This window comes from Streptomyces sp. NPDC059092, assembly GCF_042756365.1.
In the GTDB taxonomy this organism is placed as follows: Bacteria; Actinomycetota; Actinomycetes; order Streptomycetales; family Streptomycetaceae; genus Streptomyces.
In genome coordinates, this window is record NZ_JBHZEJ010000031.1 from 23414 (window position 1) to 43732 (window position 20319).

Below are 20319 nucleotides of genomic sequence, written 5' to 3' on the forward strand. Positions count from 1 at the left end.
AGTCACAGCGCACCCCCGAGCAGAGTCCGCAGCCGCGGCCAGCCCCGCTCGTACGCGAAGCCGTCAACACCCCAGCGCAGCGCGGGCACCGGCACCACGAGCCCGGCGTCGTCCCGCTCCAGAACATGCACCTCGGCGAGTCGCCGGCGCCCGTCACGGTCCCGTACGAGATGGATGACGACGGACAGCGCGGCCGCCAACTGGCTGTGCAGCGCGGCCCGGTCCAGCCCCGCCACTGTGCCGAGGGCTTCCAGGCGCGCGGGTACGTCCGCCGCCGTATTGGCGTGGACCGTGCCGCAGCCGCCCTCATGGCCCGTATTGAGCGCCGCCAGCAATTCAGAGACTTCCGAACCTCTGACCTCGCCGACCACCAGCCGGTCCGGCCGCATCCGCAGTGCCTGCCGGACCAGATCCCGCAGGGTCACCAGACCGGCGCCCTCCTGGTTCGCCGGGCGGCCCTCCAGCCGCACCACGTGCGGATGGTCGGGCCTCAACTCCGCCGAGTCCTCGGCCAGTACGATCCGCTCGCGCGCTCCGACCAGGCCGAGCAGGGTGGACAGGAGCGTCGTCTTCCCGGTGCCCGTACCGCCACTGATCAGGAAGGACAGCCGGGCGTCCATCAGCGCGCGGAGCAGCCGCTCGCCGCCCGGCGGGACCGTTCCGGCCTCGGTCAGCTCCGCGAGGGAGTAGGCCTTGGGGCGCACCACCCGCAGTGACAGACAGGTCGAGCCGACGGCGACCGGGGGCAGCACCGCGTGCATCCGTGTCCCGTCGGGCAGCCGGGCGTCGGCCCAGGGCCTGGCGTCGTCGAGTCTGCGTCCGGCCGCCGCGGCGAGCCGTTGTGCGAGCCTCCGTACGGAAGCCGCGTCCGCGAACGACACCGCCGTGCGTTCGAGGCCCCGGCCCCGGTCCACCCACACCTGATCAGGTGCGGAGACCAGCACATCCGTCACGGACGGGTCGGCGAGCAGCGGCTCCAGCGGTCCCGTGCCCACCAGCTCGCACCGTAACTCCTCGGCGGCTCCGAGTACTTCCGAGTCGCCCAGCAGCCGCCCCTGCGCCCGTAGAGCGGCGGCCACCCTGGCCGGTGTCGGTTCGGCCCCGCTCTCCGCGAGCCGTTGCCGCACGGCGTCCAGCAGGCCGCCGGCCGCGGAGGCTGACCTGGATGTCAGAGGCATCGTGGGCGTCATGCCGTCACGCTCCCGTCCCCGGCGAGGGCTTGCTCCCAGAAGGCCGCGCAGAACGCCGCGAGCGGGCCGCGCACCCTGGATCCCGGCGGCGCTCCGCTCTCCTGGGCCTCCGACAGCCTTGGCTCCGGAGGAAGTTCGCCCGCCAGCGGGAGGCGGAGCGCGTCCGCGATCCACTGCTCGTCGAGGCCCACGGCGTACGGACCACGGACCACCGCGCGCAGATCCTGAAGGACCATGCCCACCGCCGAGGCCACCCGTCCGGCCGCCGCGACGGCCCGCAACTCGGCCGGGACCACCAGCAGCCCCAGGTCCACCTGGGCCAGCGCCTCGGCCATGGCCTCGTCCACGCGGCGCGGGAGGTCCACGACGACCACACCGCCACGCCTGCGGGCGGCGGCGAGCACCGATCTCATGGCCTCCGGCCGGACCACCACGGAATCTCCACGGTCCCAGCTGAGCACCCGCAGGTCGTGCAGGAAGGGCAGCGACTCCTCCAGGGCGCCGCCGGCGACCCTTCCTTTGGAAGCCGCGAAATCCGGCCATCGCCGCCCCTCGACCTGTTCGCCGCCGAGCAGGACGTCGAGACCTCCGCCGAGCGGATCACCGTCGACGAGCATCGTGCGCCGGCCGGCCCGAGCCGCGGTGACGGCCAGGGCGCAGGCGAGCGTGGAGGCCCCGGCGCCGCCCCGTCCGCCGATCACCCCGACGGTCAGCGCCGGCCTGCCGACGCCTTCGACGGCGTCCGCGATGCGGTCGACCAGCCAGTTCTCCGCGTCGGGCAGTCGCAGCACGCAGTCGGCGCCGATCTCCACCGCACGCCGCCATACCTCCGGATCGTCCTGGTCCTTCCCGACGAGCATGACTCCGCGCCTGCGCGTGGCGCCCCGGCAGCGGGCCGCCGCGTCATCCCCGACCAGGACCATCGGCGCGTCCTCCCAGGAGCCCTTTCGCTCCGGCACCGAGTGGTGCACCTCCGGCTCGGCGCCGGCCGCGGCGCACAGGCGCAGCAGGTCGTCGAGCAACTCCACGTCCTCGGTGAGGATCAGCGGTCCGGTCCGGTGTCCGTCCGGCCCGTGCGAGCGATCGGATGTCATGGATCCAGCCACGATCTCCGCCCCCTATCTCTGACGTGATCCGGTATCCGCGAGGCGCATCTCTCCGCGATCTCGCACTGATCCGGTATCCGTGATTCCGGCTGCCGCGAAGTTCGCGGCCGGAATCACCGTGCAGGACAACAAGAAATCGTGTGGATCTTGCTGGAAAACTGTGGACAACTCACCAGTTGTGAATATCCCGGTAGCTCATACCGGTGACTTTCGGAGCGGAGTGCATCGACTACACAACGTGACGAGCATGCTGATCGCGAGGTCGCCGCGCAGAGAGATCAAAGAGAGGGGGACGCCGTGGCACGAGAGCCAAAAACGCGTCCGGACATGCGACGACCCCCGCCGGGGGGGAGAGCGGGGGTCGTCCCCAGGGCCGACTCGGGGGGGGGAGGAGCCGGACCGGGTTAGCACGGTCGCGAACGATCCGTGACTTCCATGGTGTACCCGAGAGGCTTCTCAGGCAAACCCACGCGCCGCACCTTACGCCGAATGGTGGGCGCATATGCTCGACCTCGTGGAAAACCACTCCTTGCCTCGCACAGCAGCCTTCTTTGACCTGGACAAGACGGTCATTGCGAAGTCCTCGACGTTGACCTTCAGCAAGTCCTTCTACCAAGGCGGCCTGATCAACCGCCGCGCCGTGCTGCGCACCGCGTACGCACAGTTCGTCTTCCTCGCCGGGGGCGCGGATCACGATCAGATGGAGCGGATGCGGGAGTACCTTTCCGCGCTCTGCAAAGGCTGGAACGTCCAGCAGGTCAGGGAGATCGTCGCGGAGACCCTGCACGATCTGATCGACCCGATCATCTACGACGAGGCGGCCTCCCTCATCGAGGAGCACCACACCGCCGGCCGCGACGTGGTGATCGTCTCCACCTCGGGCGCGGAGGTCGTCGAGCCCATCGGCGAGCTGCTGGGCGCCGACCGGGTCGTGGCCACCCGAATGGTCGTCGGTGCCGACGGCTGCTTCACCGGCGAGGTGGAGTACTACGCGTACGGGCCGACCAAGGCGGAGGCGGTCAGGACGCTCGCCGCGTCCGAGGGGTACGACCTGGCCCGCTGTTACGCGTACAGCGACTCTTTCACCGATGTACCGATGCTCGAATCGGTCGGTCACCCCTTCGCCGTCAATCCGGACCGGGCGCTGCGGCGCGAGGCGGTGGCACGCGAATGGCCGGTTCTCGTCTTCAACCGGCCCGTCCGGTTGAAGCAACGGCTGCCCGCCTTCTCCATGCCTCCCCGCCCCGCGCTGGTCGCCGCGGCGGCGGTGGGCGCGGCAGCGGCGACGGCCGGGCTGGTCTGGTACGCGAGCAGGCGTCGCCAATCCGCTCTCTTTGCCCGTGTTTGAACCTAAAAGTAAAGAAGTGGGGCCGGGGGTTCCGCATCCTGGCGGACAGGAGTAGAAAGGAGTCAACGGCCCGCGAGACCAAGGACATCCGAGAGGATCACCTTTTATACGCACCAGGCCCCACGGACCGAGCATGGAAGCTGGGCACCCACGCGACGTCGACCCGTCGATTACGGGCCAGCCGCACCAGGTGACGGGCAAAGCACCCGACCTGATGGGCGAACACACGAGGACGCCTGGTAACCCGGTGGACATGCCAGCGGCGGTGCCCCTACGGCGCCGCCGCAACTTCGTCCGGGACGGGCTTCAGGCCGCGCCTCGCTGGAGCGCCTCGCAGACGGCCGTCGACTCCCGCACCCCCAGCTCGACCGCGCGACCGCAGTGCGTGATCCACGCCACCATCCCCTCGGGGGTCCCGGAGAGATAGCCGTCGAAGGCAGCCGCGTACGCCGCGCGCCCCAGCTCCGCGTGACCGACCTCCGCCGGACAGATCGACTTGGGGTCGAGACCGCTGCCGATCAGCACGACGCGCTCGGCCGCCCGCGCCACCAGGCCGTTGTACGAGCCGAAGGGGCGCAGTGCCAGCAGTTCGCCGTGCACCACCGCGGCGGTCACCAGCGCGGGCGCGGCGCTGGTCGCGATCACCAGCCGAGCCAGCCCGTCCAGCCGGGCGGCGACCTCGTCGGCGTCCGGCAGTGGCGTCCCGGCCAACGGCACCCGGGCCGGAGCCTCCTCGGCCGCCATCTCCTTGGCAGGCGGGGCTCCGGGCGCCGGAGCCCCGGCGACAGCTCCAGGCGCTTCCACGACCGGCTCGCCCGCCAGCCGGGGCCGACCCACGGTGCGGTCGGACACTCCGGCGCCACCGGCCGCCACCAGGTGCAGCCGGGCCAGCACCCGGAGCGGCGACTGCGACCAGACGGAGAGCAGTTGGCCTGCCTCGGCGTTCAGCCGCAGAGCGGCACCGACCGTACGGGCCTCGGCGTCGGAGCCGAAGTCGCTGCGCCGGCGCACCTCTTCGAGCGCCCAGTCCGCCCCGGACAGCGCGGCGGACCCCCGCGCCGCCCGCAGGGCCGCCTCGGACGTGACCTCGGCGCTGCGACGCCGCATCACACGGTGGCCGTAGACCCGGTCGACGGCCTTGCGTACGGATTCCACCGCGCCGGGAACGCCCGGCAGGGCGGCCAGGGTGGCCAGGGGGTCCTCCGGCCGCGGCGCGGAGGAGGCGTCAGGGGCTGTCGTACTCATAGGCAGCGAGGCTACGCGCCCCGTGCGCGCGCCCCACCTTGGAGTGGTCTTCTCCACACGAGGGAGTGGTCTTCTCCACACGAGCCCATCACCTGGAGCGAAATTACCGCTACCCTACGTGAACATGAAGATCGCTTTCGTGGGGAAGGGCGGCAGCGGCAAGACGACGCTGTCCTCGCTCTTCATCCGCCACCTGACCGCCAATGAAGCCCCCGTCGTCGCGGTGGACGCCGATATCAACCAGCATCTCGGGGCCGCGCTCGGCCTTGACGAGACAACGGCCGCGACGCTGCCCGCGATGGGGGCGCATCTCCCGCTGATCAAGGAGTATCTGCGGGGCACCAATCCGCGGATCGCCTCGGTGGACGCGATGATCAAGACGACGCCGCCGGGTGAGGGCTCACGGCTGCTGCGGGTCTGCGAGAACAACCCCGTGTACGACGCGTGCGCCCGCCCCGTGGCTCTCGACGACGGCGAGATCCGACTGATGGCCACCGGCCCGTTCTCGGAATCCGATCTGGGGGTGGCCTGCTACCACTCGAAGGTCGGCGCGGTCGAGCTGTGCCTGAACCATCTCGTCGACGGGCCCCACGAGTACGTGGTCGTCGACATGACGGCCGGTTCCGACTCGTTCGCCTCCGGGATGTTCACCCGGTTCGACATGACGTTTTTGGTGGCCGAGCCGACCCGCAAGGGCGTGTCGGTGTACCGCCAGTACAAGGAGTACGCGCGGGACTTCGGCGTCTCGCTGAAGGTCGTCGGCAACAAGGTCCAAGGCCGCGACGACGTGGAATTCCTCCGCGACGAGGTGGGCGAGGACCTGCTCGTCACGGTCGGCCACTCCGAATGGGTCCGGGCGATGGAGAAGGGCCGGCCCTCCCGGTTCGAACTGCTGGAGGCGGACAACCGCTGCGCCCTCCAGACACTGCAGGACACGGCGGAGGACTCGTACGAGCTGCGCGACTGGGAGCGCTACACACGGCAGATGGTCCATTTCCACCTCAGGAACGCCGAGAGCTGGGGCAACGCGAAGACGGGCGTCGACCTGGCATCCCAGGTCGACCCCGCCTTCGTCCTCAGCGAAGCACTCGCCCTGCCTCAGCCGTCCTGACCGGGACACACGCCGATCGCGCCCACCGGCGGACGGAGTCCGGCGCAGCGCGCCGAAGCCCGGGAGGCGCCCCGGCGCCGACCGGTGCGAGGGGCGCGTGAAGAGGAATCCGCCCGGCATCCCAGGTCGACCGGACCCCGCCGTCGTCCTCAGCGAAGCACCCGCCCCGCCCGGCCCTCCTGACGAGAGTCCGTCCGCCCAGCGACGTTCCGGCCCCGGAGCAGCTCAGTGCTTCGCTGCCACCGCCGGGGAGGCCGAGTCGGCCGGGGAAGCGGAGTTCGGCGGGGTCGACGTGTAGGCCGGCCAGCCGCCCTTCGGGGCCTCGCCCACGCCGAGGCCCCGAAGCTTCTCCAGGGTCGCCGGGTCCTGCGCGTCCAGCCAGTCAACAAGCTGGCGGAAGGTCACGCACCGTACGTCCTTCTGGGGGCAGACCGTCTTGATGGTGTCCTCGACGGCGCGCATGTACGTGCCCCCGTTCCAGGACTCGAAGTGGTTGCCGATGATCAGCGGGGCGCGGTTGCCCTGGTAGGCGCGGTCGAACGCCTGGAGCAGGCCGTCACGCATCTGGTTGCCCCAGTACGCGTGCTGCGACTCGTCGCCGCTCGACTCCCCCGACTGGTTGTACATGAAGTTGTAGTCCATCGAGAGCGTCTCGAACTCGCGGCCGGGCACCGGGACGAGCTGGAGCGGGATGTCCCACAGCCCCTCCTTCCTCTTCGGCCAGACCTGGTTGCCGATGCCGCTGGAGTCGTAGCGGAAGCCCATCGCCTTGCCCGCGCGCATCGCGTTCTTCTGCCCCTCCAGGCACGGGGTGCGGGCGCCGATCAATTCCTTGTCGTAGTCGAAGGGCAGCGGGGCCTCGCTCTGGAGGCCCGCGTTGGTCTTCCAGCCCTTCACGAACGACTTGGCCTGGGTGATCTCGCTCTTCCACTCGTCGACGGACCAGGTGCCGACGCCGCCGTTCTTGCCGCAGAAGTGGCCGTTGAAGTGGGTGCCGATCTCGTTGCCCTCGCTCCAGGCGGCGCGCACCTCCCGCAGGGTGTCCTTGATTCCCTCGGTGTCGTTGAAGCCGATGTCGGATGTGCCGACGGTGTGCTTCGGCGGGTCGTACTGCTTGGCCTTCTCCTCGGGGAGCAGGTAGACGCCGCTCAGGAAGTACGTCATCTTCGCGCCGTACTTCTTGGACAGCTCCCGGAAGTACGAGAAGAGCTGCTGGCTGTCCTCGCCTGCGCCGTCCCAGGAGAACACCACGAACTGCGGAGGCTTCTGGCCGGGCTTCAGCCGCTGCGGCTTGTCGAGGTGAGGCTGGAGGCCGGTGAACGCGGTCGAGCCGTCACCGATGAGCCGTACGGCAGCGGGTGCCCCCGGCGCCTCCTTCGCCGCCTTTGAGCCCTTCGACGTTTCCTGCTTGGCGTCCTGAGCACCGGAGCATCCGGCGAGGCCGACGGCGAGCGCCATGGCAGCAGCGCCGAAGGAAATTCGTTTTGTGGCGGCCAGCATCCGCCCACCTCTTCCTTCAGATTCAGTACCGAAGTGCCGAGCGGCGACTGCCGGCGCGGCGTCGAGCGCCGACAACCTCGCACCGAGACTGATCAGAAGAAGAAACGACAAGCCGTACAAAATGACTAATCATCATCCTGGGTGAACGGCTAGCCCATTTGCCCGAAATATCATGTCTTGATCTTTACTCTCCGTTACGATCCATTTACCAAGAGTTGAGATAACGCATCCGCCAGCCGCCCGGAGGGGACGGGAAATATGACTGCCGGCGTACCCACTCACACCGACCGCCCGACCCGCCCCACCCCGCCTGGCGGCCGCGGATTCCGGATCGCGGGGGCCGATCTCTCCGCGTCGATCTCCGTCTTCCTGATCGCGCTGCCGCTCTCCCTGGGCATCGCGCTCGCCACCGGCGCGCCGCTCCAGGCGGGCCTGGTGGCCGCCGCGGTCGGCGGGCTGGTCGTCGGCCGGCTGGGCGGCGCCCCGCTCCAGGTCAGTGGGCCGGCGGCCGGACTCACCGTCGTCACGGCCGATGTGATCCAGCGATACGGCTGGCGCACCACCTGCGCCATCACCATCTGCGCCGGTCTCGCCCAACTCGGCCTCGCGGCGCTGCGGGTGGCCCGCTCGGCACTCGCCGTCAGTCCGGCGATCGTGCACGGCATGCTCGCGGGGATCGGCGTCACGATCGCCCTCGCCCAGCTCCACATCGTCCTCGGCGGTTCGCCGCAGAGCTCCGCCGTCGCCAATGTGAGAGGGCTGCCGACCCAGTTGGCCCATCTGCACCCGGGCGCCCTCTCCGTGAGCGCCGTGACCGTCGCGGTGCTGCTCCTCTGGCCGCGCGTCCCGGGGCGCACGGGCCGGACCGTACGGAAGATCCCGGCCGCTCTCGCCGCGGTGACCCTCTCCACCACGGCGGCGGCTCTCGTCGGGCTGCGCCTGGAGCGGGTCGACCTGCCGTCCTGGAGCAGCCATGCCCTGCCCGAGCTGCCCGAGGGGCCTGCGCTCGGGCTGCTCGCCGCCGTCCTCACGATCACTCTGGTCGGCAGCGTCGAATCGCTCCTGTCCGCGGTCGCCGTGGACAAGCTGGTGGCCGCGCGCAAGACGCCGGGCATCCGGATCCCGCGCGCCCGCCTCGACCGGGAGCTGGCCGGACAGGGTGCGGGGAACGTGGTCTCCGGCGCGCTCGGCGGGCTCCCGGTCACCGGGGTCGCCGTGCGCAGCGCCGCCAATGTCGCCGCCGGTGGTGTGAGCCGGGATTCGACAATGCTGCACGGCCTGTGGGTCGCGGTGGCGGCGTTGCTGCTCGTTCCGGTGCTCGATCTGATCCCGCTGGCGGCCCTGGCCGCGCTGGTGATGGTCGTCGGGGTGCAGATGGTGAACATCACGCATCTGCGCAGCGTGCGGCGGAACCGCGAACTGCTGGTGTACGCGGTGACCCTGACCTCCGTGGTGATCGTCGGCGTACTGGAAGGGGTCGTGATCGGCATCGCGGTGGCCGTGGCGGTTTCGCTGCACCGGCTCACCAGGACCCGGATCACGATGGAGGAGCGGAACGGCGTCCACCGGGTGTGTGCCAGGGGCCAGTTGACCTTCCTCGCCGTTCCGAGACTGAGTCGGACACTGCACCAGGTCCCGCCGGACGCCCGGTGCGTGGTGGAGCTGGACGGATCCTTCATGGACCACGCTGCGTACGAGGCCCTGCACGACTGGCGGTCCGCGCATGTCGCCCAGGGCGGTACGGCGGAGTTCACCGGCCGGGCGGGCGGCGGCATCCCGGAACCGCCCGCCGGTGAGCCGCGTGTCCGCTGCCGCCCCTGGGCCCCGTGGCGCAACCAGCACCACGTCGCGCCGGCCGACCCCCGGCCGGATGCCGCGCCCGCCGTGTCGCTGTCCCCACGGGGCGCGTCCCCCGAAGGGGACCGTACCGAGGACGGCCGCTCCCACGCCGCCCCCCTGCCCGACTCCGACTCCGTCTCCGTCCGGTCGCCCGGCGGGCGTCAACTGGTCAGCGGGCTCAGCTTCTTCCAACGCAACACGGCCCCGCTGGTGCGCGGTGAGCTGGCACGGTTGGCGCGCGAGGGCCAGCGTCCCTCCCAGCTCTTCCTCACCTGCGCCGACTCCCGGCTGGTCACGAGCATGATCACGTCCAGCGGCCCGGGCGACCTCTTCACCGTACGGAATGTGGGGAACCTGGTTCCGCCGCCGGGGGCGGACGGTGCGGACGACTCGGTGGCCGCGGCGATCGAATACGCCGTCGACGTGCTGCGCGTGGAGTCGATCACCGTATGCGGACATTCGGGGTGCGGGGCGATGCTGGCCCTGCTCGACACGCCCGAGCAGAACCCCGTGCCCGCCCCGGTGCCGCCGACCCCGCTGGCGCGCTGGCTACGTCACGGACAGCCCAGTCTGGCGCGGATGAGAAGCCGTCAGCACGCGGGGGCAAGGATCTCGGGGCGGCTGCCGGCCGATGTGGTCGAGCAGCTCTGTCTGACCAATGTGGTCCAGCAGTTGGAGCATCTCCGGGCCCATGACGCGGTCGCGCGCGGACTCGCCGAGGGCCGACTGGAGCTGCACGGCATGTACTTCCATGTCGGCGAGGCACAGGCGTACCTGCTGGCGGACGGCGTCGGGACCGGCGCCGTCGCCGCCCCGGACGAAGAAGACTTCAACCGGGTGGCGCCCACCGCATGGGAGGAGTCGCGCGCCTGAACCGTCCGCGTACCGCATCCGTGAGACTGTGTGGCCCCTCCCTCCTCTTCCCACCCACCCGTCCGGGGGAAGCGGGCCGCTCCCGCCCGGCAGGGCACCGGGCGGGAGGCCGGGCGGTGCCCGGGTGCCGGAAGGGAAGCCCCTTGTCACCAGGGCATCCGCCTGATGAGCTAGGGCCGGGACACATAGGACGCTAGGACGCCCTGGGAAAGGGAGATGTCGTGAGCAACGAAAGCCTGGCCAATCTTCTCAAAGAGGAGCGGCGGTTCACCCCGCCGGCCGAGCTGGCCGCGCACGCCAACGTGACGGCGGAGGCGTACGAGCGGGCCGAGGCGGACAGGCTTGGCTTCTGGGCCGAGCAGGCGAGGCGGCTCACCTGGGTCACCGAGCCGACCGAGACACTCGACTGGTCGAACCCGCCGTTCGCGAAGTGGTTCGCGGACGGCGAGCTGAATGTCGCCTACAACTGCGTCGACCGCCATGTCGAGGCCGGTCACGGCGACCGCGTGGCGATCCACTTCGAGGGCGAGCCCGGTGACAGCCGGACCCTCACCTACGCGGAGCTGAAGGACGAGGTGTCGCGGGCCGCGAACGCGCTCACCGAGCTGGGTGTCCGCACGGGGGACCGGGTCGCCGTCTATCTGCCGATGATCCCCGAGGCCGCGGTCGCTATGCTGGCCTGCGCCCGGATCGGCGCCGCGCACTCCGTGGTCTTCGGCGGCTTCTCCGCCGATGCCGTCGCCTCCCGTATTCAGGACGCCGACGCCAAGCTGGTCATCACCTCCGACGGTGGCTACCGCCGAGGCAAGCCCTCCGCGCTCAAGCCGGCCATCGACGAGGCCGTCGCCAAGTGCCCGCAGGTCGAGCACGTCCTCGTGGTGCGCCGTACGGGACAGGACACCGCGTTCGACGACTCCCGGGACGTGTGGTGGCACGAGATCGTGGGCCGCCAGTCCACGGAGCACACGCCCGAGGCGTTCGGTGCGGAGCACCCGCTCTTCATCCTCTACACGTCCGGTACGACGGGTAAGCCGAAGGGCATCCTGCACACCTCGGGCGGCTATCTCACCCAGGCCGCCTACACCCACCACGCCGTCTTCGACCTCAAGCCGGAGACGGACGTGTACTGGTGCACGGCCGACATCGGCTGGGTGACCGGCCACTCGTACATCGTGTACGGGCCGCTCGCCAACGGCGCGACGCAGGTGATGTACGAGGGCACCCCCGACACCCCGCACCAGGGGCGGTTCTGGGAGATCGTCCAGAAGTACGGGGTGACGATCCTCTACACCGCGCCGACCGCGATCCGTACGTTCATGAAGTGGGGCGACGACATCCCCGCCAAGTTCGACCTGTCGTCCCTGCGCGTGCTGGGCTCCGTCGGTGAACCGATCAACCCCGAGGCGTGGATCTGGTACCGCGAGCACATCGGCGCGGGCAAGACCCCGATCGTGGACACCTGGTGGCAGACCGAGACCGGCGCCATGATGATCTCGCCGCTCCCCGGCGTGACCGCGACGAAGCCGGGCTCCGCGCAGCGCGCCCTGCCCGGCATCTCCGCCACGGTCGTGGACGACGAGGCGCGCGAGGTGCCCGACGGGGGCGGCGGCTATCTCGTCCTCACCGAGCCGTGGCCGTCGATGTTGCGCACCATCTGGGGCGATGACCAGCGGTTCATCGACACGTACTGGTCGCGCTTCGAGGGCATGTACTTCGCCGGGGACGGCGCCAAGAAGGACGACGACGGCGACATCTGGCTGCTGGGCCGTGTCGACGACGTCATGCTGGTCTCCGGCCACAACATCTCGACGACCGAGGTCGAGTCCGCCCTCGTCTCACACCCCAAGGTCGCCGAGGCAGCCGTCGTCGGCGCCGCCGACCCGACCACCGGCCAGGCCATCGTCGCCTTTGTGATCCTGCGCGGCACCGCCTCCGCGGACGACGGTCTGGTGGCCGAGTTGCGGAGCCATGTCAGTGGGGTGCTCGGCCCGATCGCCAAGCCCAAGCGGATCCTTCCGGTCGCCGAACTGCCGAAGACCCGCTCCGGCAAGATCATGCGGCGCCTGCTGCGGGATGTCGCCGAGGACCGCCAGCTCGGCGATGTCACCACCCTCACCGACTCCTCCGTCATGGATCTGATCCAGACCCAGCTGCCCGGCGCGGCCAGCGAGGACTGAGCACCGGCGCACGCGCCCGGTGAACGGGGCGCCCGGCGTGGAACCGCACGCCGGCGCCCCGTTCCACGCATCCGGGTAAGGTACGGAACGCGTCAACAAATGAACACGAAGTCCATAGGGGCGCCGGGAAGTCTGGTCGGCATGTGAGTACGTCATGCCCGCCGACCCGACCGAAGGACGCCGGATGCCCGCGCCTGCCCCCACTCCCGTACGCACGTTCCTCGGACGGCTCTCGCTCCCCGAGCGGAACTACGTCGCGGAGGCGCTGCGCACCGAGACCGTCGGCGGTGTGCTGCTGCTCGTGGCCGCCATCGCCGCTCTCGTCTGGGCCAACACCCCGCTCAGCGGGGCCTACGACGCCGTACGGGACTTCCATTTCGGGCCTGGCGCGCTCGGTCTCGACCTCTCCGTTCAGCACTGGGCGGCCGACGGCCTGCTGGCCGTCTTCTTCTTCGTCGCCGGCATCGAACTCAAGCGCGAGCTGGTGGCCGGGGAGCTGCGCGACCCGAAGGCCGCGGCCCTCCCCGTCATCGCGGCGCTCTCCGGGATGGTCGCACCCGCGCTGGTGTACGTACTGGTCAACACGGTGGGCGGCGGTTCGCTCGGCGGCTGGGCCGTGCCCGTCGCCACCGACATCGCCTTCGCCCTCGCCGTCCTCGCGGTCCTCGGCACGTCCCTGCCGTCGGCGCTCCGCGCCTTCCTCCTCACCCTCGCCGTCGTCGACGACCTCTTCGCCATCCTGATCATCGCCGTCTTCTTCACCGGCAACCTGAACTTCGCGGCGCTCGGTGGCGCGTTCGCGGGTCTCGTCGTCTTCTGGCTGCTCGTGAGGAAAGGGGTACGCGGCTGGTACGTGTACGTCCCACTGGCCCTGGTCGTCTGGGGCCTGATGTACAACAGCGGCGTCCACGCCACCATCGCCGGGGTCGCGATGGGCCTGATGCTGCGCTGCACCCGGCGCGAGGGCGAGGAGCGCTCCCCCGGCGAGCGCATCGAGCACCGGGTGCGCCCCCTCTCGGCAGGCCTGGCCGTGCCGCTCTTCGCCCTGTTCTCGGCGGGCGTCCCGGTCTCCGGCGACGCGCTCGGCCGGGTCTTCACCCAGCCGGAGACCCTCGGCGTGCTCCTGGGACTGGTGGTCGGCAAGGCCGCCGGCATCTTCGGCGGCACGTGGCTGGCCGTACGGTTCACCCGCGCCGAGCTGAACAAGGACCTGGCCTGGCCCGATGTCTTCGCCCTAGCGACGCTCGCCGGGATCGGCTTCACGGTCTCGCTGCTCATCGGCGAACTGGCCTTCGCCACCGATCCCGTACTCACCGACGAGGTGAAGGCCGCGGTGCTGACGGGCTCCCTGATCGCCGCCGTTCTGGCGGGCGCCCTGCTGAAGATGCGGGTCCGTACGTATCGTGCGCTGTACGAGGCCGAGGAGCGCGACGAGGACCTGGACGGCATCCCCGACATCTATGAGCAGGACGATCCGGGGTACCACTTGCGCATGGCCGCGCTGTACGAGGCGAAGGCGGCGGAACACCGCCGGCTGGCGGAACACGCGGGGGCGGCGCGCGATGACGGCCCCGGTCCGGCATGATCGGACATCCGACGGACCTGGGATCGCACGGTCGGACCGACCTGCGATCCGCAGACGAGAAGAGCGAGAAGGTAGGGAGTCACCGATGAGCGACCCCGGCATGCACGTCGCCGAGCCTGTCACGACCGGCACCGTTGTCGAGGCCGGCAGTGCGGACCGCAGTATCGGTCAGCTTGTCGCCTTGGCGACCGCCGAGATGTCCGCGCTGGTGCACGATGAGATCGCCCTGGCCAAGGCGGAGGTCCGGCAGGACATCAAGCGCGGCGTCACCGGTGGCGCCGCCATCAGCGTCGCGGCGGTGTTCGCGCTGTTCGCGCTGCCGGTGCTGAGCTTCGCCGCCGCGTACGGGATCCACAATCTGGGCCTCGGCCTCGCCTGGTCGTTCCTGATCGTGGGCGCCGCGTTCCTGGTGATCGCCGGGCTGCTGGCGGTTCTCGCCCGCGCGAAGTTCAAGAAGGTCAAGCCACCGGAGAAGTCCATCGCCTCGGCCAAGCAGACCGCCGCCGTACTCCAGAACGTGAAGCCTCACCCGCGCGAGGTAGGGGAAGACTACAAGTCTGTGGCACGCTCGACCGTATGACCGCCCCTGATTCCGAGCCCGGCGTCACCCCCGGTACGACCCCGGCGAGTTCGCCAGGTCCGGCGCACCGGGCCGCCCCGGCGCCGGGCTCCGCCGTACGCCTCGACGGGCCCTGGACCCATCGCGACGTGGCGGCCAACGGCGCGCGCTTCCACATCGCCGAGATGGGCGACGGGCCGCTGGTGCTGCTGCTGCACGGCTTCCCGCAGTTCTGGTGGACGTGGCGGCACCAGCTCCCGGCGCTCGCGGACGCCGGGTACCGGGCGGTCGCGATGGATCTGCGGGGGGTGGGCGGCAGCGACCGGACGCCACGGGGGTACGACCCGGCGAACCTCGCGCTCGACATCACCGGTGTGGTGCGCTCCCTCGGTGAGCCCGACGCCGCGCTCGTCGGCCATGACCTGGGCGGCTATCTCGCCTGGACAGCTGCCGTGATGCGACCCAAGCTGGTGCGCCGGCTGGCCGTCTCCTCGATGCCGCACCCACGCCGCTGGCGCTCGGCGATGCTCTCCGACTTCTCGCAGAGTCGGGCCGGGTCGTACATCTGGGGCTTCCAGCGGCCGTGGCTGCCGGAGCGTCAACTGCTCGCCGACGACGCGGCGCTGGTGGGGCGGCTGATCCAGGACTGGTCGGGGCCCCGGCTGCCCGACGACGAGGCGATCGGGGTCTACCGGCGCGCGATGGCCATTCCGTCCACGGCGCACTGCTCGATCGAGCCGTACCGCTGGATGGTCCGGTCGATGGCGCGCCCGGACGGCATCCAGTTCAACCGGCGGATGAAACGGCCCGTGCGGGTGCCGACCCTCCAGCTCCACGGGTCACTCGATCCGGCGATGCGTACGCGCAGCACGGCCGGGTCGGCCGCGTACGTGGAGGCTCCGTACCGGTGGCGGCTGTTCGACGGTCTGGGACACTTCCCGCACGAGGAGGATCCGGCGGCGTTCTCCTCGGAGCTCGTCAACTGGCTCAAGGACCCCGAACCGGACCGTTGAAGAGCCGGTGGAGCGTCGCGGTGACCGGCGAAGTGACCGGCGCACACTCCATCGGGTGAACGCCACGAACGCTTGTCCTACGAACGGCCAAATGCCGGACGCATAGGCCGATTGGCCGCCTCCGGCGCGGTTACCGACCATGGGGCACGGGCAGACGTCGGGGTATGGGCTGGACGCACGACTACGGTGACGCAGCACGCAACCGCCGCTCGGCCTCGGGGCCGATCACCCACAGAAGGGGCGGCCCCGATGATCAGCGCCATGATGCCCGGCTCGGCATTTCGCTGATTCTCCGCCGCAGGGCGCGCTGGGTCTCGGCCCGGCTGCGCCATCAACGTACCTAGGGCGTGTTTCGAAAGTAGCGCCGTCCGCCCGTAGGGCGGGCCTGCGGCGTCCGGTGCACTGCACTCGCTCCGCTCGCTCCGTCTCGGCGCACTGAATTGCCCTTGGGATGCCGAGCGCGATCGCGAGGCGGAGGATCGGCACCCTCGACGGCCCGGACGTACTCGGACGACTCCGGCAACGCAGCGAGCGTGCGTGCCAGGCGTCGCGGGCCAGGCGGGACTTTCGAAACACGCCCTAGTACCCCTCCCGGCAAGCTGTGCCCCGCCGCGGCACCAGCTCCTGCGGCTTGCTCCTACGGCTGGAGCACCAGGGCAACCGCGCCAGGGCTCGCTAGAGCGCGCATCCCTGGGTATCGACCTGCTGGTTCGCGGTCCGGCCCAGGGTGATGTCGTCGCGGATCTCGTCGACCGTCAGCGCGTAACCGGTCTGCGCGTCGTCGAGCGACCTGGCGAAGATCACCCCGTACACCTCGCCCTCGGGGGTGAGGAGCGGGCCGCCGGAGTTGCCCTGGCGCACGGTCGCGAAGAGCGAGTAGACGCTGCGCTGGACCTCGCCGCGGCGGTAGATGTCGGGGCCGTTGGCGTCGATGGTGCCGCGGACACGTGCGGAGCGGACGTCGTACGCGCCGTTCTCCGGGAAGCCGGCGACGATCGCGTCGTCCCGGCTGGACGCGGCCTCGGAGGCGAACTGGAGCGGTGTCGCCGGGAGGTCGGGCACGTCCAGTACGGCGATGTCCCGCCGCCAGTCGTAGAGGACGACCTTGGCGTCGTACAGCTTGCCCTCGCCGCCGATCTGGACCGTCGGCTCGCTCACGCCGCCGACCACGTGCGCGTTGGTCATGACCCGGCGGTCGGCGAAGACGAAGCCTGAGCCTTCGAGGACCTTGCCGCAGCTCTGGGCCGTGCCGACGACCTTGACGATGGACTTCTGGGCGCGGGCCGCGACCGGGCTGCCGGCGAGCGCCGGGTCCGGGGGCTTGACGTCGGGGATGGGCTCGTTGACGAACGGGCTGAAGACCTGCGGGAAGCCGTTCTGCGCGAGGACGGACGAGAAGTCCGTGAACCAGCGCGACGCCTCCGAGGGCACGACCTGGGAGACACCGGCGAGCACCTTCGAGCTGCGGACCTCCTTGCCGAGCGTCGGCAGGGACGTACCGGCGAGGGCGGTACCGATCAGCCAGGCGACCAGCAGCATCGCCACGACGTTGACCAGCGCGCCGCCGGTGGCGTCCAGGGCCCTGGCCGGGGACCAGGTGATGTAACGGCGGAGTTTGTTGCCGAGGTGCGTGGTGAACGCCTGCCCCACGGAGGCGCAGACGATCACTATGACGACCGCGACGACGGCGGCCGTCGTGGAGACCTCGGAGTCCTGCGTGAGCTTGGCCCAGACCACGGGCAGGAGATAGACGGCGACGAGACCGCCGCCCAGAAAGCCGACCACGGACAGGATGCCGACGACGAACCCCTGGCGGTAGCCGACGACGGCGAACCAGACGGCGGCGAGCAGCAGCAGGATGTCCAGCACGTTCACCGTCAGTAGCCTCGCTCGCCTCGCGGAGATGTCACCAGTGGCCCCGGCCAGGGCACCGGGTCAGCCTTTCATGCACGCCAGTCGAGCGAAACGTGCCGGGAACGGTCCCACGGCCGCTCCCATCCCGCGTGGTGCAGGATGCCGTCGATCACGCCGGCGGTGAAACCCCAGACCAGGGCGGACTCGACCAGGAAGGACGGGCCCTGGTGGCCTCGGGGGTGGCGGGTGATCGCGCGGTTGGCCGGGTCCGTCAGCTCGGCCACCGGGACCGTGAAGACCCGGGCCGTCTCCGCGGGGTCGACGACACCGACCGGGGTCGGGGTACGCCACCAGCCGAGGACGGGCGTCACCACGAAGCCGCTCACCGGGATGTAGAGCCGGGGCAGCACGCCGAAGAGCTGGACGCCCGCCGGGTCGAGGCCGGTCTCCTCCTGGGCCTCCCGCAGGGCCGCGCGCAGCGGGCCGGTGGTCGCCGGGTCGCCGTCCCCGGGGTCGAGGGCGCCGCCGGGGAACGCGGGCTGCCCCGGATGCGAGCGGAGGCTGCTGGCGCGCTCCATGAGCAGCAGTTCGGGCCCGTGGTCACCCTCGCCGAAGAGGATCAGCACGGCGGACTGCCGGCCGCCTTCGCTCTCCGGCGGCAGGAAGCGGCTGAGCTGCTCGCCCTGGACGGTCCTGACCGCGCCGACGACGGGCGCCAGCCAGTCGGGCAGGCCTTCGGTGGTGACGGCGATGCCGTCGGCCGATGGGTCGTAGGTCTCTCTAGCGCGCGTCATAGGCACCCCCGTCGTACAACGCCTGCCGTCGGCCGGATCGTTCCGTGCCCGTCCGGCTCCACCCGATCGTGCGGCCCGCTCGGCCGCCACGGCCCGCCGTGCCCCGCAATCCCGTACGGCGCTTCATATGGCGCTTCATACGGCGCACCTCCTCCGCCTGCTCAATTCCGCTCCGCTGCTCGATCCCGCCGCTCAATCCCGCGCGGTGCCCGCGGGCGGGGCCGGCTTGCCCGGGTAGCCGGCGGGCGGGCTCAGGCGCTGGCCCGGATACCCGCCCAACTCGTACTTGAGAAGCTTGCGCGCCTTCTCCGGGTCCGTCTCGCCCTCTCCGTACGAGGGGCAGAGCGGCGCGATCGGGCAGGCGCCGCAGGCGGGCTTGCGGGAGTGGCAGACCCGGCGGCCGTGGAAGATCACCCGGTGGGAGAGCATCGTCCACTCGCTCTTGGGGAAGATCGCGGCGATCTCCGCCTCGACCTTCTCCGGATCCTCCTGCTCCGTCCACTTCCAGCGGCGGACCAGGCGGCCGAAGTGCGTGTCCACGGTCAGGCCAGGGACACCGAACGCGTTGCCGAGCACCACATTGGCCGTCTTGCGGCCGACGCCGGGCAGCGACACCAGATCGGCCAGCCGGCCCGGCACCTCGCCGTCGAACCGGTCACGGAGCGCGGTGGAGAGCCCTATGAGGGACTTGGTCTTGGCGCGGAAGAAGCCCGTCGGCCTGATGACCTCCTCCATCTCCTCCGGCACGGCCGCGGCCATGTCCTCGGGCGTCGGGTACCTGGCGAAGAGCGCGGGCGTCGTCTGATTGACCCGGAGATCGGTCGTCTGGGCGGACAGGACGGTCGCGACGAGGAGCTCGAACGGATTCCGGAAATCCAGCTCGGGATGGGCGTACGGATAGACCTCGGCCAGTTCACGGTTGATCCGGCGGGCCCGGCGGACCATCGCCAGTTTCGATTCCTGTCCGGCCTTGACCCCGGCGGCGGGCGTCTCAGCCTTGGGTTTTGACCTTTTTGTGGCTTTTTTCGGTTTCGCCGAAGGCTGTTCGCCCACAGCGGAATTACGCTCCGCGGACACTCTTCCAGCCCCCTTGGCCTGCGCTGTCACCGGCGAGTTGGACACCCGGCCAGCGTAAAGCCCACCACCGACATCCGCCCCGACCATGGCGGATCACCACTCGAATCGGCCCTCGGGGCACGGTGGGGCACGTACGTACGTCAAACTTGTGACTGATCGCACGGTTTCGAACAGCCAGTTCGAACAGTCGGAGCTCGGAGCAGGGCGGAGAAAGCCCGGGATGCCGAGCCACCCGAGAAGAAGCAGCACGTACGGCATCATGGGGACCACGGTCCTCTGAGCAGGTGGGGACCACGGTTCCCTGAGCAGGTCGACAAGGAGAGAACACGTGGACGACGTTCTGCGGCGTGCCCCGCTCTTCGCGGCGCTCGATGACGAGCAGGCAGCGGAGCTCCGCGCCTCGATGAGTGAAGCGACGCTGGCGCGCGGTGACGCGCTGTTCCACGAGGGCGACCCCGGCGACCGCCTTTACGTGGTCACCGAAGGCAAGGTCAAGCTCCACCGCACCTCCCCCGACGGCCGGGAGAACATGCTGGCCGTGCTCGGCCCCGGCGAGCTGATCGGCGAGCTGTCCCTGTTCGACCCGGGCCCGCGCACGGCCACCGCGACCGCGCTCACCGAGGTCAAGCTCCTCGGCCTCGGCCACGGCGACCTCCAGCCCTGGCTGAACGCCCGCCCCGAGGTGGCCACGGCACTGCTGCGCGCCGTCGCGCGACGGCTGCGCAAGACGAACGACCAGATGTCCGACCTGGTCTTCTCCGATGTTCCCGGCCGTGTGGCGCGGGCGCTCCTGGACCTGTCACGCCGCTTCGGCGTGCAGTCGGAGGAGGGCATCCACGTCGTCCACGACCTGACCCAGGAAGAGCTGGCCCAGCTCGTCGGCGCCTCCCGCGAGACGGTCAACAAGGCGCTCGCCGACTTCGCCCAGCGTGGCTGGCTGCGGCTGGAGGCGCGCGCGGTGATCCTGCTGGACGTGGAGCGCCTCGCGAAGCGCTCGCGCTGAGCGCACGACACGGGCTTCCTGCTCGCTGCTGACGGGCCCCGCCGG

Annotated in this window: 16 protein-coding genes; 9 read left to right on the top strand and 7 right to left on the bottom strand. The window is 70.6% G+C overall.

Annotated features, from left to right (window positions below; translation table 11 throughout):
- Positions 1 to 2: 2 nt before the first annotated feature.
- Complete coding sequence (locus tag ACFXPL_RS19445; protein ID WP_384920577.1) at positions 3 to 1178, bottom strand: TadA family conjugal transfer-associated ATPase; 1176 nt, start codon at positions 1176 to 1178, stop codon at positions 3 to 5.
- A gap of 8 nt (positions 1179 to 1186) precedes the next feature.
- Entirely contained in the window at positions 1187 to 2284 is a 1098-nt protein-coding gene (gene ssd, locus ACFXPL_RS19450; RefSeq protein ID WP_384920580.1) for a septum site-determining protein Ssd, read from the bottom strand.
- A 514-nt stretch (positions 2285 to 2798) separates the two neighbouring features.
- Between ssd and ACFXPL_RS19455 the strand changes: the two genes are divergently transcribed.
- The gene (locus tag ACFXPL_RS19455) at positions 2799 to 3644 is read left to right on the top strand and encodes an HAD family hydrolase (protein WP_384920584.1); all 846 of its coding nucleotides are present in this window, start codon (positions 2799 to 2801) and stop codon (positions 3642 to 3644) included.
- A 306-nt stretch (positions 3645 to 3950) separates the two neighbouring features.
- Here ACFXPL_RS19455 and ACFXPL_RS19460 read toward each other — a convergent pair whose 3' ends face one another.
- Positions 3951 to 4889: an oxidoreductase gene (locus ACFXPL_RS19460; RefSeq protein WP_384920587.1), complete on the bottom strand. Its 939-nt coding sequence runs from the start codon at positions 4887 to 4889 to the stop codon at positions 3951 to 3953.
- A gap of 124 nt (positions 4890 to 5013) precedes the next feature.
- Here ACFXPL_RS19460 and ACFXPL_RS19465 point away from each other — a divergent pair, with 124 nt between their 5' ends.
- Positions 5014 to 6000, top strand: a complete 987-nt coding sequence (locus tag ACFXPL_RS19465) for an ATP-binding protein (RefSeq protein ID WP_384920589.1) — start codon at positions 5014 to 5016, stop codon at positions 5998 to 6000.
- Positions 6001 to 6225: 225 nt separating this feature from the next.
- Here ACFXPL_RS19465 and ACFXPL_RS19470 read toward each other — a convergent pair whose 3' ends face one another.
- Positions 6226 to 7500, bottom strand: coding sequence for a hypothetical protein (locus tag ACFXPL_RS19470; protein ID WP_384920592.1), 1275 nt, complete (start codon positions 7498 to 7500; stop codon positions 6226 to 6228).
- A 258-nt stretch (positions 7501 to 7758) separates the two neighbouring features.
- Here ACFXPL_RS19470 and ACFXPL_RS19475 point away from each other — a divergent pair, with 258 nt between their 5' ends.
- The 6 genes from ACFXPL_RS19475 (at position 7759) to ACFXPL_RS19500 (ending at position 15890) form a co-directional block, all read left to right on the top strand.
- On the top strand, positions 7759 to 10212 hold the full coding sequence (locus ACFXPL_RS19475; RefSeq protein WP_384920595.1) for a bifunctional SulP family inorganic anion transporter/carbonic anhydrase: 2454 nt from the start codon (positions 7759 to 7761) through the stop codon (positions 10210 to 10212).
- A 221-nt stretch (positions 10213 to 10433) separates the two neighbouring features.
- The gene (gene acs / locus ACFXPL_RS19480) at positions 10434 to 12389 is read left to right on the top strand and encodes an acetate--CoA ligase (protein ID WP_384920598.1); all 1956 of its coding nucleotides are present in this window, start codon (positions 10434 to 10436) and stop codon (positions 12387 to 12389) included.
- Between the two features lie 184 nt (positions 12390 to 12573).
- A complete protein-coding gene (gene nhaA / locus ACFXPL_RS19485; RefSeq protein ID WP_384920601.1) occupies positions 12574 to 13974 on the top strand; it encodes a Na+/H+ antiporter NhaA in 1401 nt (466 codons plus the stop codon).
- 85 nt (positions 13975 to 14059) lie between these two features.
- Positions 14060 to 14554 (top strand): phage holin family protein, encoded by a 495-nt coding sequence (locus ACFXPL_RS19490; protein WP_384920604.1) that lies wholly within the window; start codon positions 14060 to 14062, stop codon positions 14552 to 14554.
- Positions 14551 to 15546 (top strand): alpha/beta fold hydrolase, encoded by a 996-nt coding sequence (locus ACFXPL_RS19495; RefSeq protein ID WP_384920607.1) that lies wholly within the window; start codon positions 14551 to 14553, stop codon positions 15544 to 15546. The genes ACFXPL_RS19490 and ACFXPL_RS19495 overlap by 4 nt, the downstream gene beginning before the upstream one ends.
- 164 nt (positions 15547 to 15710) lie before the next feature.
- The gene (locus ACFXPL_RS19500; protein WP_384920610.1) at positions 15711 to 15890 is read left to right on the top strand and encodes a hypothetical protein; all 180 of its coding nucleotides are present in this window, start codon (positions 15711 to 15713) and stop codon (positions 15888 to 15890) included.
- 331 nt (positions 15891 to 16221) lie between these two features.
- Here the strand turns inward: ACFXPL_RS19500 and ACFXPL_RS19505 are convergent, their stop codons facing one another.
- From ACFXPL_RS19505 to nth, 3 genes are all read right to left on the bottom strand, one after another.
- A complete protein-coding gene (locus ACFXPL_RS19505) occupies positions 16222 to 17421 on the bottom strand; it encodes a MarP family serine protease (protein WP_384920613.1) in 1200 nt (399 codons plus the stop codon).
- Positions 17422 to 17489: 68 nt separating this feature from the next.
- Positions 17490 to 18194 (bottom strand): NUDIX hydrolase, encoded by a 705-nt coding sequence (locus ACFXPL_RS19510; protein ID WP_384920616.1) that lies wholly within the window; start codon positions 18192 to 18194, stop codon positions 17490 to 17492.
- A gap of 192 nt (positions 18195 to 18386) precedes the next feature.
- On the bottom strand, positions 18387 to 19247 hold the full coding sequence (nth, locus tag ACFXPL_RS19515) for an endonuclease III (RefSeq protein WP_384920619.1): 861 nt from the start codon (positions 19245 to 19247) through the stop codon (positions 18387 to 18389).
- 352 nt (positions 19248 to 19599) lie between these two features.
- On the opposite strand from nth, the gene ACFXPL_RS19520 reads away from it, so the two are divergent.
- Complete coding sequence (locus tag ACFXPL_RS19520) at positions 19600 to 20274, top strand: Crp/Fnr family transcriptional regulator (RefSeq protein ID WP_015034542.1); 675 nt, start codon at positions 19600 to 19602, stop codon at positions 20272 to 20274.
- Positions 20275 to 20319 lie beyond the last annotated feature (45 nt).